Origin of the sequence: Leptotrichia wadei (genome assembly GCF_007990545.2) — a bacterium.
GTDB classification, from domain to species: Bacteria; Fusobacteriota; Fusobacteriia; order Fusobacteriales; family Leptotrichiaceae; genus Leptotrichia; species Leptotrichia wadei.
Window position 1 is genome coordinate 2,040,755 of the sequence record NZ_AP019829.2, and the last position, 15,901, is coordinate 2,056,655.

Annotated in this window: 17 protein-coding genes; all 17 read right to left on the bottom strand. The window is 29.4% G+C overall.

The features are described from left to right. Nucleotides 1–332 precede the first annotated feature (332 nt). The gene (locus FVE73_RS09300) at nucleotides 333–1,430 is read right to left on the bottom strand and encodes an RNA-guided endonuclease TnpB family protein (RefSeq protein ID WP_146997864.1); all 1,098 of its coding nucleotides are present in this window, start codon (nucleotides 1,428–1,430) and stop codon (nucleotides 333–335) included. 4 nt (nucleotides 1,431–1,434) lie between these two features. Continuing rightward, nucleotides 1,435–1,830 carry an IS200/IS605 family transposase gene (tnpA, locus tag FVE73_RS09305; RefSeq protein WP_146997865.1) on the bottom strand — a complete coding sequence of 132 codons (396 nt, stop codon included), beginning with the start codon at nucleotides 1,828–1,830 and terminating at the stop codon, nucleotides 1,435–1,437. A 211-nt stretch (nucleotides 1,831–2,041) separates the two neighbouring features. Then, nucleotides 2,042–4,336, bottom strand: coding sequence for a replication restart helicase PriA (priA, locus tag FVE73_RS09310; protein WP_018498962.1), 2,295 nt, complete (start codon nucleotides 4,334–4,336; stop codon nucleotides 2,042–2,044). 28 nt (nucleotides 4,337–4,364) lie between these two features. Then, entirely contained in the window at nucleotides 4,365–6,491 is a 2,127-nt protein-coding gene (locus FVE73_RS09315; protein ID WP_018498961.1) for a penicillin-binding transpeptidase domain-containing protein, read from the bottom strand. 22 nt (nucleotides 6,492–6,513) lie between these two features. Next, on the bottom strand, nucleotides 6,514–7,950 hold the full coding sequence (gene gatB / locus FVE73_RS09320; RefSeq protein ID WP_018498960.1) for an Asp-tRNA(Asn)/Glu-tRNA(Gln) amidotransferase subunit GatB: 1,437 nt from the start codon (nucleotides 7,948–7,950) through the stop codon (nucleotides 6,514–6,516). 54 nt (nucleotides 7,951–8,004) lie between these two features. After that, nucleotides 8,005–8,934: a DNA-methyltransferase gene (locus FVE73_RS09325; RefSeq protein ID WP_018498959.1), complete on the bottom strand. Its 930-nt coding sequence runs from the start codon at nucleotides 8,932–8,934 to the stop codon at nucleotides 8,005–8,007. Continuing rightward, entirely contained in the window at nucleotides 8,919–9,683 is a 765-nt protein-coding gene (locus FVE73_RS09330) for a hypothetical protein (RefSeq protein ID WP_018498958.1), read from the bottom strand. The genes FVE73_RS09325 and FVE73_RS09330 overlap by 16 nt, the downstream gene beginning before the upstream one ends. 22 nt (nucleotides 9,684–9,705) lie before the next feature. Further along, complete coding sequence (gene gatA / locus FVE73_RS09335; RefSeq protein ID WP_018498957.1) at nucleotides 9,706–11,169, bottom strand: Asp-tRNA(Asn)/Glu-tRNA(Gln) amidotransferase subunit GatA; 1,464 nt, start codon at nucleotides 11,167–11,169, stop codon at nucleotides 9,706–9,708. A gap of 129 nt (nucleotides 11,170–11,298) precedes the next feature. Further along, a complete protein-coding gene (gene gatC, locus FVE73_RS09340) occupies nucleotides 11,299–11,598 on the bottom strand; it encodes an Asp-tRNA(Asn)/Glu-tRNA(Gln) amidotransferase subunit GatC (protein ID WP_018498956.1) in 300 nt (99 codons plus the stop codon). Between the two features lie 53 nt (nucleotides 11,599–11,651). Then, nucleotides 11,652–12,086, bottom strand: a complete 435-nt coding sequence (locus tag FVE73_RS10755) for a hypothetical protein (RefSeq protein ID WP_197739255.1) — start codon at nucleotides 12,084–12,086, stop codon at nucleotides 11,652–11,654. Between the two features lie 5 nt (nucleotides 12,087–12,091). Continuing rightward, a complete protein-coding gene (locus FVE73_RS10760) occupies nucleotides 12,092–12,412 on the bottom strand; it encodes a hypothetical protein (RefSeq protein WP_197739256.1) in 321 nt (106 codons plus the stop codon). A 10-nt stretch (nucleotides 12,413–12,422) separates the two neighbouring features. Continuing rightward, nucleotides 12,423–12,626, bottom strand: a complete 204-nt coding sequence (locus tag FVE73_RS09350) for a DpnD/PcfM family protein (RefSeq protein WP_018498955.1) — start codon at nucleotides 12,624–12,626, stop codon at nucleotides 12,423–12,425. Nucleotides 12,627–12,786: 160 nt separating this feature from the next. Continuing rightward, a complete protein-coding gene (locus FVE73_RS09355; RefSeq protein ID WP_155822762.1) occupies nucleotides 12,787–13,050 on the bottom strand; it encodes a hypothetical protein in 264 nt (87 codons plus the stop codon). A gap of 58 nt (nucleotides 13,051–13,108) precedes the next feature. Next, a complete protein-coding gene (locus tag FVE73_RS09360) occupies nucleotides 13,109–13,798 on the bottom strand; it encodes a hypothetical protein (RefSeq protein WP_018498953.1) in 690 nt (229 codons plus the stop codon). A gap of 28 nt (nucleotides 13,799–13,826) precedes the next feature. Further along, nucleotides 13,827–14,456: an ACP phosphodiesterase gene (locus FVE73_RS09365; protein ID WP_018498952.1), complete on the bottom strand. Its 630-nt coding sequence runs from the start codon at nucleotides 14,454–14,456 to the stop codon at nucleotides 13,827–13,829. A gap of 2 nt (nucleotides 14,457–14,458) precedes the next feature. Further along, nucleotides 14,459–15,100: an MtnX-like HAD-IB family phosphatase gene (locus FVE73_RS09370; RefSeq protein WP_018498951.1), complete on the bottom strand. Its 642-nt coding sequence runs from the start codon at nucleotides 15,098–15,100 to the stop codon at nucleotides 14,459–14,461. Nucleotides 15,101–15,158: 58 nt separating this feature from the next. After that, entirely contained in the window at nucleotides 15,159–15,845 is a 687-nt protein-coding gene (locus FVE73_RS09375; protein ID WP_018498950.1) for a pseudouridine synthase, read from the bottom strand. Nucleotides 15,846–15,901: the final 56 nt, after the last annotated feature.

Here is a 15,901-nt window from a genome sequence, read left to right on the forward strand (position 1 = left end):
ATTTATTTTTGATTACTAAAACCATATTTATTATTTTATCCCAAAGTCTATTCAAAAATAAAAAAATAATATTTTATTCCTAACTATATTTCAGATTTATTTATTTTTTACAAATTTATTTATTTTACCACATTTTAAATTATTTTTCAAATTTTCACCCTTTTCTTAATAACAAAAATATAGGATAATTAATACTAATTCTTATAATATATCTCTATGTGAACTACTCCCGCTTTTAGAAGCGGGAGCTTCTTGGGAAGTATCTGCTTTTGCTAGCCAAATATATTTACCAAGCTCTTCGGGTAGTCCCTACCCTGTCTTCTTTTATTTTCCTAATATTCCAACATCAATTTTCCAATGTCTTTTATATTCAATGACGCATTGTAATCTCTATCAATTTCAATCCCACAGCACTCACATTTATAACTTCTTTCTGATAATTTCAGTTTCTCTTTAACGTTTCCACATTTACTGCAAGTTTTCGGTGATGGAAACCACTTATCTATCTTCAAAAATTGTTTCCCTAAAAACATCAGTTTATACTCAAGCATCCTCAAAAACATTCCCCATCCATTATCTCCTACACGTTTACCAAAATTTAATGTTTGGCTCAACCCTTTCATATTCAAATTTTCAACAACTACAGCATTATAATCTTCAGATAATTTTTTCGATAATTTATGCAAAAAATCTCTTCGACAATTCTTGATATACTCATGTAATTTTGATATTTTCATTTTTTGTTTATACCAATTTTTAGAAAATTTCACTTTTCTTGACAATGATTTCTGTAATTTCTTCAATTTTTTCTCCAACATCCTAAAATATTTTGGATAATCAACCCTTTGGTTTTCAGAACTGAAAAATAATTCAGACATTGAAAAATCAAGTCCAATTACTTTATCATTACTAGCTACTTTTTGAATTTCTTTTTCAAATTCCGTCAAAACAGAAACATAGTAATTTCCATTACTGTTTGTCAATGTTACTGACTTTATCTTGTAATCCTTCAGTATTTCTCTATGATATTTTAATTTTACTCTTTTCAATTTTGGCAAAATAAAATATTTATTTTCTTCAATTCGTATCGAATTGTTCACATAATTTGTCGTATAACTTTTAACACTAGTCTTTTTAGATTTGAACTTTGGAAACTTCGCTCTCTTTTGAAAAAAATTCGTAAACGATCGTTTTACATTCAATTGAGCATTTGAAAGTGCCAAACTGTCTACTTCTTTTAAAAATTCATTTTCACTTTTCAAACTGGCAGGTGTAACTATTTTATTTTTTCCAGTTTCTTCATAAATTTTATTAGCAATATATAAAATCATATTGTAAATAAAATGAACACATCCAAAAGTCTTATTTATCAACAATTCTTGTTCCTTATTTGGATAAATCCTGTATTTGAATGCTAAATTATATTTCATAAAATTACACCTCCTTTTGATTTTGAATATATTTTTTAATTATCTCTAACGGTGCACCTCCGACACTTATAACTAAGTAACCTCTACTCCAAAAATATTCTTTCCACAATCTTCCCCTTATTTCAGGAAATTCTTTTTTTATCAACCTGCTGGAAGCACTTTTATAAGTATTTACAAACTTAGAAAGTTCAGTATTAATAGCATTAATCAACATTTGAATATGATCAACATCATGTTCCCATTCTTTAAGAACAATGTTATACTTCGGACATATTTTTTCAAAAATCTCTTTCAATCTATTAGAAATTTCATCATTAATGACTTCTCTTCGATATTTTATACAAAAAATCATATGATAATTTATATCAAATACTGAATGATAATTACTATTATATGACATTATTATTAACTACTTCTATATTATTTCACTGAATAAATTATATCATAAATATATCCTTTTTTCAATTTTTTTTTACAAAAAAAAGCAATTCATCTCCCGCTTGTAGAAGCCGAAGACTTCTTGCTATCTTTTGTTAAATTTTACTTATTTTAAAATAATCTTCATATTGTTAAATCCCAATTATATAAAAAATACTTTTTATTGAAAAAAATCACATCATATTTACAGGATCTACATCAATCGTTACTCTAACTTTCTTTTCCATTTCCCGAAATTTACCAACGCATTTTTTTATGATTTTTTTTATTTTTAAAATATCTTTTCTTTCAAATTTAAAAAATATTTGATATCTGTATCTGCCATTTATCTTATAAATTGGTGATTTAAAAGCATCTGATATAAAATCATTTGAAGTCAATTTCATAACTACATTTATATTTCTAATAATTTCTTCACGTAACATTTGAGCTTTTTCCTTTACCAAACTTTCTTCTGTTGTTGAAATTACTAAAATAACAATTCTTCCAAAAGGCGGGTAATTTAACATTTTCCGCATAATCATCTCATTTTTATAATATCCTTCATAATCACTTTCAATTGTTTTTTTTATTACATTATTTTCCCCATTAAAAGTCTGAATAATTACTTCTCCATCCTTTTCACCACGACCCGCACGTCCTGAAGCCTGTGTTAATAGCTGGAAAGTCTTTTCTGAGGCCCTAAAATCTGGAAAATTCAAGATTATATCAGCATTAATTATTCCAACTAATGTTACATTTGAAAAATGTAGACCCTTTGCGATGATCTGTGTTCCGAGCATTATGTCATATTTATGATTTTTAAAGTCATTATAAACCTTTTTATAATTCTGCTTAGTTTTTATACTTTCTGAATCTACTCTCACAATTCTAGCCGACGGAAACACCTCTGCCAGTTCTTCCTCAATTTTTTCTGTTCCAGCCCCAATTTGTCTCATCTTATGCCCGCCACACTCATCACATGTATTGTTAAATCGCCTTTCATAACCACAATAATGGCATTTCAAGCAATTGTCATATTTGTAATAATTCAAGGAAATACTACAATTCGGACAAGTTGGAATATTGCCGCAGTCTTTACATTTTAGCAAATTTGAAAATGCCTTTCTGTTCAAAATTAAAATAACTTGTTCATTTTTTTTCAAAGTTTGAGAAATTTTATCTAGTAATCTCTCTGAAAAATTTTCTGTAGTTTCATTCAAATCTACAATTTCAAACTTCGGTAACCTCGCATTTTTATATCGTTTCGTAAGCTCAACTAATTCAATATCCCCCTGCTGTGCCTGATAATATGTTTCAAACGATGGAGTCGCCGAACCTAAAATCACTTTTATTTTTTTGTTTTTTTCAGTTTCTTCCTTTTCTAAGTCTACATCTTTTCTTAATTCTTTATTTTTTTCTAAATCATTATCTTTTTTCAATTTTTCGTTTTTCAAAAAAGCTCTTTTTATCGCCACATTTTTTACGTGATACCGTGGATTATTTTCCTGCTTATAAGTATTTTCGTGTTCCTCATCCACAATAATATACTTCAAATTTTGAACTGGAGCAAAAATTGCTGATCTTGCCCCAATCACTATTTTTTTTTCTCCATTTCGTATAAATGTCCATTCTTCCCTCTTTTCCTTATCAGTAAGTTTACTGTGAAGAATAGCCACTTCATTACAAAATTCCTCTTCTAGCCTTTGTATCATTTGAACTGTAAGAGAAATTTCCGGAACTAGAAAAATACTTCCAAATCCTTGTTTTAGAGCTTCTTTTATCAAATGAATATAAATTTCAGTTTTTCCTGAACCAGTTATTCCCTTTAATAGAAAAATCTGCTTTTCACTATTTTTTATTGTATTCACAGCTTTTTTCTGTTCATTATTTAAAATAATTTTCTTTTCTATAATTTCACCTTTCTCATTTTCCTTTTTTGAAATTTTAGAATTTAAAATTACTTTTTTTTCAACAGAGATAATCTTTTCATTTATCGCCTTTTCTACAATTTCACTAGAAAAATTCTTTTTCAAAGTTGTAACTGTAACTTCCTTCCGCTTTTTCATATATTCATTAAATTTTTTTATTTCTTCCAGATTTTTTTCCGAATCATCTCTTTCAACCCAGCATTCTTCCACCCAAAAATCCTTTTGATAAATAGCCTTCTTAGAATAATTTAATTTAAGTGCTCCTGGATAAACTGCCTTTATAACACTATAATAATCACTTATATAATAACTTCTTATCCATTTTATAAGTTGCATAATATCATCTGGAATGGACAAAACAGGAGCTGCAGCCTTAATTCTTTTTATTTTAGAAACATCAAACTGAATTTTGCTTTCTGCAGTTATTGCTATCACAAGCCCCATTTTATCCCTATTTATAAAATTAACAATGCACCATTGTCCAATTTCATATTTTTCTTCAGATTTATACGTGTATATTCCCCTATTATTTTCCACATAGATTTCATAATAATACATTTTTATCCCTCAAAAACCTCCCATATAATTATTCTAGCATTATTTGTATCTTAGACTTTTTATCCAATTTAGTCCCTTTTTCAGGAAATTGTGAAACAACTATTCCACTTCCGGTAACTTCATAATCTGAAAATTTTCCTTGTGGATAAATAGATAAAAATTCCCTTAAACTTATTCCTGACAAATCCGGCATAATATTTTTGTTAAAATCTTGCTTTATTTTTCCTAGATCCTTCTTCTTTTCCTTTTGAACAGATTCAGTATTTTTTATATCTATAGTCTTAATTTTTCCATCTGGCTGTATTCTTTTATACTCTATTAATTTTTGTAGTACATTTCTTGCAGATGGCAAGGCAACTTGCGCTCCATAATATTTTTCACCTTTAGGTTCACTGATAGTTATCAATATAGCATATTTAGGCTTATCTGCCGGGAAAAATGCAAAAAATGAACCAACATGACTATTTTTATATCCGTCCTTTCCAGCTTTCTGAGCAGTTCCTGTTTTTCCACCAACACGGTAGCCAGGTATATATGCTCCTCCTCCAGTTCCACGATTTACACTTGCTTCCATATACTTTCTATTTAATCTTGAAGCTTCATCACTAAATACTTTTTTTATCATATCGGGCTTATTCTGTTTTACTGTATTCCCATTGCTGTCTTCTATCCTGTCTACCAGATAAGGCTTCATTAACTTACCATTGTTAATGACTGTATTTAATGCCATTATCATTTGAATCTGTGTTACCGCAATCCCCTGTCCAAAAGATATATTAGCCCTTCTGACTTCATCTTTCAAAGTTTTAAACTCACGAAGTTTCTGCATTGATTCAAAATACGTATCTATGCCTGTTTTCCCACCGAATCCAACATCTGCTAAATAATGGTAAAAAGTATTTTTATTAATCTCATTCTGTATTTTTACCATCGCTACATTTCCAGAATGTGCGACTATATCTGCTAAACCTAAAGTCCCAATTGTTGAACTGTCATGATCTCTTACTATTGTATCATATACTTTTATTGAACCTGATGAATATATTTTTGTATTTTTATTAATTGCTTTTGTTTCCAATCCTATTGCAACTGTTATAGGCTTAAATATTGAACCAGGTTCAAAATAATCTGTAATTGGTCTATTTTTTATTTCAGCCTTTTCTTCTGCCTTTGGATACGATGACATTGCGAGTATTTTTCCAGTTTCTACCTCTATTAAAATTCCCATTGTAGAAGAAGCATTATATTTTACATAAGCATCTTCCAGTTCATCATTAAGAGCATATTGTAAGAAACTGTCAATTGTAAGTACAAGGTTATCCCCTTCTTCTTCTTTCCTGTCTTCAGATTTCTTTATATTCCCAAGTTTCATAATTCCCTGTAGAGCCTTTGGAATTTTTCTAAGTCCAGTTATAATACCTGTTTTTCCTGAAAGTTCCTTATCATAATATTTTTCAATCCCATAAACACCCTTATTTTCATTATTTACATATCCAATAGTTTCTTGAAAGGCATTATTTTGAATATAATTTCTTGTAAACAATGTTTCAAATGTTACGCCTTTAAATTTTCTTTTATATCCTTCCTTTTTCTTCTCCTTATCCTTTGAATTTTTAAAATCAGTATCAATTTCCGCTTCAATAGCTATTTTTGTATTATAGGGAATTATATGTTCGACTTTTAGATATTTTTTCTGAATCTGTTTATCTTCTAAATATTCACTTTTATATTTTTCAACTTCCAATTCAGGAATATATTTCTTTAACATTCCTAATACTACATCAATATTTTTCTGTTCAATCAAGCTAGGATCTAAATTAACAATAAACTTCTCATCGTCATAAGCTAATACTTGTCCATCACTTGTAGCTATTCTTCCTCTTTTAGCCTTTGTAAAACTTAAGGAAGTATATTGCTTTTCACCTTGTTTTCTATATTTCTCTCCACCTTTAGTCTGAAGCTGATATACTTTTCCAATTATCATTGCAAATCCTATTGTTGTAAACAATACCAAAAGCCCAAATCTCCCCCTAAATGTGTTTAAGTATTTTAACAGTACTTTAAAAAAGCTCTCAACCTTTTGTTCTTTTCTATTTTTTTTCACATTTGACTTTGCTCTGTCAATAATATTATCTTTTTTCTTGCCCTCTTTCATTTTTCTCCTAATTTAACCAATATTAACCTTCAAGTCTAGCTAAAATCATTTCATTAATCATTTGAGGATTAGCCTTACCTCTAGATAATCTCATCGCTTGCCCAACAAGATATTTTAACGCATTGCTCTTACCATTTTTATAATCTTCCACCGATTGTGCATTTTCAGCCAATACTTGCTCAACAATTTTCTCAATCGCACTGTCATCAGTAATTTGAACCAATCCTTTTTCTTTTACAATAATTTCAGGATCTTTATCTTCTGTCAATAAAATTTCAAATACATCTTTCGCTATTTTTGAGCTAATTGTTTTCGCTTGAATCAATTTAATCAATTTCCCTAAATTTTTTGGCGTTACATTAAATTTTGAAATCGAAATATTTTTTTCCTTCAACACTCTCAAAACTTCTGTCAACACCCAGTTCGCCGCAAGTCTTGGCTCTTTTGTATCATTTACAATTTCTTCGTAATATTCAGCTAATTCTTGTTCCGAAGAAAGTGTTGCAGCTTCCATTTCATGCAATTTATACTCATTTACAAATCTTCTCGCTTTTTCATCAGCAAATTCTGGCATTTCACCTTTTACTTTTTCAAGTCTATCGTCAGAAATTACAAGTGTAGGCAAATCTGGCTCAGGGAAATATCTGTAATCCATCGCTTCCTCTTTGCTTCTCATTGGCTTAGTTACAGCATTTTCCTCATCCCAAAGTCTAGTTTCCTGAACAATTCTTCCACCATTTTCAATCACTTCAATTTGTCTATTTGTTTCATATTCAATGGCTCTCATAACCGCTTTAAACGAGTTTAAGTTTTTAGTTTCCGTTCTAGTCCCCAATTCTTTTTCACCTTTTTTTCTAACAGAAACATTCGCATCACATCTAAGCGATCCCAATTCCATACTTACATCACTAACTTTAGTATATTTTAATCTATCCTTCAATGTATTCAAATACGCATAAGCCTCTTCAGCATTTTTAATTTCTGGCTTAGAAATAATCTCGATTAACGGTACAGATGCTCTGTTGTAATTCAGCAACGTTTCAGAAGTCGTGTGAATACTTTTTGCCGTATCTTCCTCAATTTGAATTCTCTCAATCCCAACAACTGCCTCTTTTCCAGAATTTGTCGTAATTTTCAAAGTACCATTTTCCGCATAAGGTTTAAAATATTGCGTAATTTGATAATTTTTTGGTGAATCTGGATAAAAATAATTTTTTCTATCAAATTGACTCTCCTCATTTATTTCACACCCCAAAGCAAGTGCCGCTTTTATCGCATAATCAAGCACTTTCTCATTCAATTTTGGCAATGCTCCCGGTTGACCAGTACATACTGGACACGCCGATGTATTTGGATGTTTGTTATCATAATCGGCATCGCACGAACACCATACTTTTGTTTTTGTTTTTAATTGACAATGCACTTCCAGTCCGATGACTGTTTCATATTCCATACTCATTTTCTAATATTTTTCCTTTCTTCTTCAAAATTTTTATTTTTTAAAATCTTTTCGTTATTCACTAAATAATTTTAGATGATTTTTATTTTTTAAATTATTATCTTTATATTTTTCTAAATAAAGTTTTTCAAATTCCTCAATTTCCAGATTATGATTTTTTAAAAACCAATTTTTATGATTCTCTATATACTCTTTTCTAAGTTTTTCATCATTTAAATCATTTGGAATCCTTTTCATTCTCTCATCTATGCTATCAAATCCCAAAAAAGGCTCACTTAATCTCTTTTTGGACATTTCTATATATTCTCGATTAATTTCTATTCCAATTCCTTTTCTGCTTAACTGCTGACAAACTCTCATCGCTGTCCCGCTTCCTAAAAAAGGATCTAATACCGTATCATCTTCATTGGATGAAGCAAGTATCATCCTTTCAAATAATGCCTCCGGCTTCTGTGTAGGATGCTTTTTCCTGTTTTTATTACTGTAATGAACATGCGAAACTTCCCATACATTTCCTGGATTTGCACCTCTTATATTATTTACAGAACGATAATATTTTTGCGGTATTCTTATATCATCTAAATTAAATTTAAATTTTTTCTTATCTTTTGTAAACATCAAAATATCATCATGTCTAGGAGAAAAACCTCTTGTTTTACCTATTCCTTGTGTATAAAACCAAGTTATCCACGAATTAAAATACAAATTAAATTCTTTTTCTAACATAACATAAATGTAAGATATATATTTCATTCCCATAAAAATATACAATGTTCCATCATCTTTTAAAATTCTTACAGCCTCATTTATCCAAAGCCGTGAAAATTCAAGATACTCATCAAACTCCAAATTATCCTTTGTAAATCCATAATCCTTATTTAAATTATATGGAGGATCAGTTACAATTAAATCCACACTCTTATCAGAAAGCTCCTTTAATTTTTCCAAAGCATCTCCCAATATTAATGTTATTCCTTTATCCATTTATTTTTCACCGCTTCCCTATAAAAATCTTCTATAGTCCTGCGACTGCTATTTAAATACTTTTTATCTAACAATTGACACATTTCCCAAGCAGTTCTATATTCATATTCAACATAATGTATATCTTTTATTTGAATTTGCCCAGTTCCCAAACTTGGATTATAAGCAATATCTTTTTCACTGACATATTTTAAATCGTAGATATTAAATTCTGTCAATTCCATTATCCCATTAATTATAGATGTAATAGGATTTTTCTCATTATAAACTTTATGCTTTATAGATAAAATTATAAATATAAAATCAGGATTTTGGATATATGCTGTCCTTATTCGTGAAAAAGAAGTTATATTTGGCGATTTTCCGCTATTTTTTATATTATTTGAAGTAGCTTTTACATCAATATTTCCTGTTATTACATTTTTATTTTTCCTAAATTGTAATATTATATCCGACATTCCCAGTCTTTCCTGAGCTTCTACATTTATAAGTCTATATTTATTTTCAGATTCATCTCTTATTTCTAAAAATGTCTCAAAAGCCCAAGCCTCAATTAATGGAGCAGCGAATTTATTTATATTTTCCAATGGAAGTCCCATTTTCAAATTGGTTTTTATTATTATTTTATTATTTCCACTTTCTCTTTTTTCTTCAAAAATCTGCTTTACCGAAGAAATAACAAACTCTGATTCCAATTTATAATTTTCAGATTCAACCGGCTTTTTCAAATCCAAATCCGTATATTTCATTTAAACCCCCTCAAAAAAACTTTTAAAACTCAGGATATTCAATTTTCCCACGAACACCTTCAAATTTATGAGAAATATTAAACAATAAATCTTCTCTAAAATAATTTCCGATTAACTGAATTCCAACAGGAAGTCCATCTACAAATCCAGCAGGTACTGAAATTGCAGGAAGCCCCGCCATATTTATTGATACGGTAAAAATATCTCCCAAATACATCTGGACTGGATCAGTAATTTTTTCACCTTTTTTAAATGCTGTAGTTGGAGAAACTGGTGTTAATAAAACATCTACTTCTTTTAATGCTTTTGAAAAATCATCTCTAATAAGTCTTCTAACTTGTGAAGCCTTTTTGTAATAAGCGTCATAGAATCCAGAACTTAACACATAGTTTCCAATCATAATTCTTCTTTTTACTTCATCTCCAAAACCTTTTGTTCTTGACTCAACATACATTTTTTCCACATCTTCATTGCTTTCTCTCACACCATATCTTACTCCGTCGTATCTTGACAAGTTTGAAGCAGCTTCAGCCGATGAAATTATGTAATAAGTAGAAATCGCATATTTTGAATATGGAAGTGATACTTCTTTAATTTCAGCTCCTAATTCTTTCAATTTTTCCACCGAATCCATTATCACTTTTTTAATATTTTCATCTAATCCTTCTGCAAAATATTCTTTTGGAATCCCAATTTTCAAGCCTTTCAAGTCATTATTCAAATTTTCCAAATAGTTAGGAACTTCCACATTTACACTTGTCGCATCCTTTTCATCATATCCCGCAATTATTTGTAAAAGTCTAGCCAAATCTTCAGTTGATTTTGCCAAAGCTCCAATTTGATCAAGCGAAGATCCAAACGCCATAAGCCCGTATCTTGAAACTCTTCCATAAGTCGGCTTAATCCCAACAGTTCCAGTCAAACAAGCAGGTTGCCTAATACTTCCACCAGTATCTGAACCAAGTGCAATCGGTGCTTGTCCCGCTGCAACCATCGCTGCCGATCCTCCACTGCTTCCACCAGGAACTCTTGTCAAATCCCACGGATTAGAAACTGATTTTATCGACGAATTCTCATTTGAAGACCCCATCGCAAACTCATCCATATTAGCCTTCCCAATTATCGGTGTCCCAGCCTTTTTCAATTTTTCCACAACTGTCGCATCATAAACTCCCACATAATTTTTAAGAATTTTCGATGCAGCCGTAGTCAAATCCCCTTTTGATACAATATTGTCCTTCAAAGCCACAGGCACTCCAAACAACAACTCATTATCATAATTTTTTCTACCTTTTTCATTATTTTCAGAATCATATTTTTTTGCCTCTCCTAAAGCCTTCTCAGGAAACACATTAGAAAATGCTCCTATTTTTTCTTCAGTTTTCTCAATTCTATCCAAAAAAGATTTTGTCACTTCTTCAGAAGTAATCTCTTTATTTTTTATCATTTCAGCTATTTCACTAGCCGTTTTTTTGTATAAACTCATTTTTCCACCTTTCTAAATTTTTTCTAAAATGTATCTAAAAATCTCAATTTTTCAAAAAATTTTTTCTCTTCCAATTTTCAAACTTCTATTCTTCAAAAATTCTACCAATCAGACATTTTTCAATACATCCTAATTATCCGCATTTTCTCCCACAACTTTTGGAACAATTATAAATTCCTCATCGCTATTTGGTGCATTTTCCAAGATTTCTTTCTTAATTCCACTATCCTTAACAATATCTTTTCTCAATACATCCTTCAAATCAAGCACATTAAAAAGTGGCTCAACCTCACTCGTATCCACACTATTCAACTCTTCCATATGATCAAAAATTTTATTCAAATCCACTCTAAATTTTTCAATTTCATTTTCTGAAAATTCCAGCTTTGAAAGTGCTGCTATTTTCAGTACATCTTCTTTGCTTAACATTCGCTATTTTCCTCCTTTATTTTTTACATTTCAATAATTAATAAAAATATCTCTTAAAAATTAATTCCCTGTAAATTTTTCTTAGTTATTTCATAAAGTTCTACTAATCTGTTGTAACTTAAAAATTTTACTCTATTATTCACTTTTAAATCTTTAAAAGCTAAGTATCTTATTTTTTTCTCAAATTCCTTTTTTCTGACTTCATCAGCAACAATAAACATTTCTGTATAAAAATCTTGTAAATCATTATACTTTAATAGTGAATTTTGTATGTCTGTTGAATGTTCTACTTCAAAAAATGAATGTGGTAATTTTACTTCTTTATCGTCAAAAAATCTATTGTTAAACCAAATTACATCAATTGTTGAAGTTCTATTTACTATTTCAGGATAGCTAAATTTTGGAATTTTTTCAAGCGATCTCAAATCACCTAATTTTTTATTAATAAAATTTTTATTCTTATCTTGATTTGGAATAAAAGTATCCATTTTTTTTAATTTCCAATTTCTAAGAGTAATCCTTGATAGTACGAATGATTAAATTTAATCATTTCTTCAGAATTTTTATTTTTTTCATCTTCTTGGATTATTCCTCTTAACTCATTTTCTTTTCTAAATTGCTCTAATCCGTATAATCCTGGCTTTATTTTATAAATTTCTTTTCTCTGCTGAACAATTCTTCGTATACTAGCAAATGGTGTTTTTGTTTTCCATTCACACTCTTCTATCTTGAAAACTTCATGATTTAATTCTCCTAAAGTAGCAACTCCCCCCAATTTTTCAAGTGTTAAAATAACAGCCTCGTATTGTTTCATTTTTTATCTCCTAAAATTCAATCCATTCTGAACATTCTTCCCCATCTGTTGTTTCTACAGACATAAGTCTACTTGTAACATTTCCTGGCTCAAGTACAAATTTTCCCTCATAATAATTTTTTTCTGCAATTTCAAAAGCTTTTCCCGTATTTTCTGCTTCAATTTCAAATTCTCCTGAAACATGCTCTTCTATTACTATTTTAAATTTTTTCATTTGAAAATCAACTCTCTTTCCAAATCAGATTCTTCTTAATTTATTCTGAAATTCCTTTAATATCCTCAATAATTGTGCTAAATAAAGTAGATTTTCCTACTCAATTTACTCCTACAAACAAACAATTTTTTTTATTCGTAGTTCTATTAAATTCCAATTCTTATTCCATATCCCCTAATCTTCCCAATTTATCTGAAATATCCACTCTTGGGTTTGTAATTTTAGAAGATAACAGTTCTATTAAATTTTCTATATTAATTTCTTTTATCTTAACTCTTTCTTTTTCTTTTATAGATCTTGTTTTTGAATTCCCCCCTTTAGTTATTATCCAAACTTGTTTTTTAGGCTCTTTTAACGCTATTTCCATTTTTTCAACTCTTATTGTATTTTGATTTATTTGGCTAACATAGTTGTCTATTTGCATTTCTTTATAATCTTCAAAATCTTCTCTTAAAGTACAATCATACAAAATATCCAGTTCACTATGTTTTAATTATTCCATCAGCTCTCCCAGCTTGTTTTTTTCTAGAATATTGATATAATTCCACACCTAATAAATTTAATACAAGTGCACAATAATCTTCAAATGTTTCGCCTTTTTTTATTTCATCTAAATTTGTTTTTAAAACATTGATTATTTCATTAGATGTTTTTTCTATCAAATTATTTCCTGTAATTTTTATTGTTGGAGTTTCATTACTTTTTGAAATTTCTGCTACCGAAAGAATATATCCATTTTTACTTCTCATAACTTTTAATTTAAAGAAAATTTCCTGATCATTAGTTAATCCATCAAAACTCAATCCATCTAAATAATTAATTGGAAAACTAGAATACAATATAAAGGTCCTCTCAAAATTTTCAGGAAATATATGTTTATACTTTCTTCCTTTTTTATCAAGTTTTTTCAAGCTTCTTATTTTACCTTTAAGGACTTCATTTTCACTAGGAACTAAATTAATATCATTTGCATATCTTTTTGTATCATCCACTTCATTCGGAACAAAATAAACATAATCTCCAGCTTTCAAATCTTCAAGTTTAAATCCTTCTGCTAAACTAGCATTTCCAAAAATAAAATTTTTTTCATCTTTTCCATCATTGACAAGCCCATATCCTTTTTCAACACTTATTTTCTTAATTATTCCGATTGAATATTCTTTTTTCCCCATTTTATAATCCTCCACATTACAATTTAAATTATGTATTTTTATTAATCTCAACCAAACCAAATTCCCTTTCTGCTTCTTTCTTCACAAACAAAAACTCTCTCAACGATTTCTCCTCAAATTTACCATAATTCCTTTTCAACTCATCAATTGCGCTCCTAAGAATTTCCCCTTTTCTCACTCTTTTCGACATTCCCAGAAAAACTCTCTCCAAAAAATCCAAATTTTTGTATCTTGCCAAAACTTTTTCTCTCTTCAACCAGTCAAAAAAACTTTTAAAATCACTTGGAAAAAATTCATCATATTTTTCAATATTTTTAATTATTTTTCTTTCAACTTTTTCCACATTCTCAAAATCAGGATTTTCGCAAAAAATATTCTCAAAATTTTTACATAAAAAATGGTCAACATACATATCCGACACAATCCCTTTAAAAATCCCAAATTTTTCTCGCAAAATCTCATTCAAAAAATTTTCTTCTCTATCAGAAATTTTATCAATCAATCTATGCAAAATTATCCCATTTTTCAAATTTTCCTGCAAATCAATTTTATCAACTTTCCCCTTGTAAAAATCTCCAGCAAAATTGCCGTAAAGCGTACTTTCACTCATCTTTTTGTCAATTTCAAGCGATATAACCGAATGAGCTAAATAATTCATTTTTATCCCTGTTTTTTCAAATAATCCAAAATCTCATCGAAATTCTCAAACTCAAAAAAATCAATCTCATTTTCTTCACAAAACTTAATCGCTCGAGTTCCAGTTCTAATAAATGAAAAGTCCGCCACTTCAATCGCCCTGTAATCTGAAGGTCCGTCTCCAACGAAATAAACTGTATAACCTTCATCTTGATACTTCTGAACAGCCTCTTTTTTGTCAACACCGTAATACTGCTCTTTATCTAAGTAAGGAAACGAAACTGTGATTTTATTTCCATCAAATTTAATATCATTCGAGATAATTTCTTTTTCATCCAAATTAATTCCATAATTTCTAAGAACGCCTGCAATATTCAATTTCGTTCCAGCACTCACAATTCTAAATTCTATGCCACTTTTCACAAAATCCACAAATGTCTCATCAATCCCAATCAATTTCAATGTTTCCAAAAACTGTTCTTTCGTAATATTCAAACTCTCAATCCCAGTCTGCAAATATTCCTTCATCGTAATCTCGCCACTGCGATATTTTTTCCTAATATTCGTCTTTAATTCTGGCTGATGCACCGAAAGTAGTGTATCTGTCGAATCTTTTTTACTAATTGTAATATCAAAATCTATTAAAAATATTAATTTTTTGCTCACATTTTCTCCTTTAGCTATCAAAAATACTATTATTTCTCAATTTTTAATGACTTTATTTTTATAAATTTTTCAAATATTTAATTTCATCTTCATTCAAAGCACGGTATTCTCCCACTTTCAAATGCCCAAGTGTAAGTTCTCCCACTTTAATCCGTTTCAATGAATTAACGTTATATCCCAATGTTTCCAGCATTTTTCTTATCTGACGGTTTCTCCCTTCAAAAATTGCAATTCTAAGTTCCTTTTTGTCAATTTTTTTAACTTTAGCAGGTGCTGTTCTTTTTCCGTCAACTACAACTCCATATTGCAATGCTTCGAGGTCTTTATCATCAATTTCACGGCTAACTTTAGCAATATAGCTCTTGTATAGTTTTTTTCTTGGGTGCATTACATGATTGTAGATATCTCCATCGTTACTGATTATAATTAGACCTTCTGTCATAAAGTCCAGTCTTCCGTAAGTAAAAAGTCTGGCACGTGATTTTATAAAGTCAATCGCAAGTTTACGTCCAAATTTATCTTCATTTGAACAAAGCACTCTTTTTGGCTTGTTTAAAATATAATATTCGTATCTTGTGTTAAGTTTTACTCTTTCTCCATCAATTCTAACAACATCTTCAGGCTTTATGTCCATTCCAATAATCGCTTCTTGCTTATTTACCGTAACTCTTCCTTCATTTATCAGTTCATCAGCCTTCCTACGAGAACAAAATCCCGTTTCGGCTATAAATTTATTTAATCTCATTTTTTACCTCTTTATTTTTAATTTATTAAAAATTATTTTTATCAGAAAGTTCTATC

Bases quoted from the DNA above. Each gene is read 5' to 3' on its own strand.
- FVE73_RS09330 (WP_018498958.1), bottom strand. From the start codon at position 9,683: ATGAAATATACGGATTTGGATTTGAAAAAGCCGGTTGAATCTGAAAAT.
- FVE73_RS09375 (WP_018498950.1), bottom strand. From the start codon at position 15,845: ATGAGATTAAATAAATTTATAGCCGAAACGGGATTTTGTTCTCGTAGG.
- FVE73_RS09315 (WP_018498961.1), bottom strand. From the start codon at position 6,491: ATGAAAGAGGGCAAGAAAAAAGATAATATTATTGACAGAGCAAAGTCA.
- tnpA (WP_146997865.1), bottom strand. From the start codon at position 1,830: ATGTCATATAATAGTAATTATCATTCAGTATTTGATATAAATTATCAT.
- FVE73_RS09360 (WP_018498953.1), bottom strand. From the start codon at position 13,798: ATGGGGAAAAAAGAATATTCAATCGGAATAATTAAGAAAATAAGTGTT.
- FVE73_RS09325 (WP_018498959.1), bottom strand. From the start codon at position 8,934: ATGGATAAAGGAATAACATTAATATTGGGAGATGCTTTGGAAAAATTA.
- gatC (WP_018498956.1), bottom strand. From the start codon at position 11,598: ATGTTAAGCAAAGAAGATGTACTGAAAATAGCAGCACTTTCAAAGCTG.
- FVE73_RS09300 (WP_146997864.1), bottom strand. From the start codon at position 1,430: ATGAAATATAATTTAGCATTCAAATACAGGATTTATCCAAATAAGGAA.
- FVE73_RS10760 (WP_197739256.1), bottom strand. From the start codon at position 12,412: ATGAAACAATACGAGGCTGTTATTTTAACACTTGAAAAATTGGGGGGA.
- FVE73_RS10755 (WP_197739255.1), bottom strand. From the start codon at position 12,086: ATGGATACTTTTATTCCAAATCAAGATAAGAATAAAAATTTTATTAAT.
- FVE73_RS09365 (WP_018498952.1), bottom strand. From the start codon at position 14,456: ATGAATTATTTAGCTCATTCGGTTATATCGCTTGAAATTGACAAAAAG.
- gatA (WP_018498957.1), bottom strand. From the start codon at position 11,169: ATGAGTTTATACAAAAAAACGGCTAGTGAAATAGCTGAAATGATAAAA.
- FVE73_RS09355 (WP_155822762.1), bottom strand. From the start codon at position 13,050: ATGCAAATAGACAACTATGTTAGCCAAATAAATCAAAATACAATAAGA.
- gatB (WP_018498960.1), bottom strand. From the start codon at position 7,950: ATGAGTATGGAATATGAAACAGTCATCGGACTGGAAGTGCATTGTCAA.
- priA (WP_018498962.1), bottom strand. From the start codon at position 4,336: ATGTATTATTATGAAATCTATGTGGAAAATAATAGGGGAATATACACG.
- FVE73_RS09350 (WP_018498955.1), bottom strand. From the start codon at position 12,626: ATGAAAAAATTTAAAATAGTAATAGAAGAGCATGTTTCAGGAGAATTT.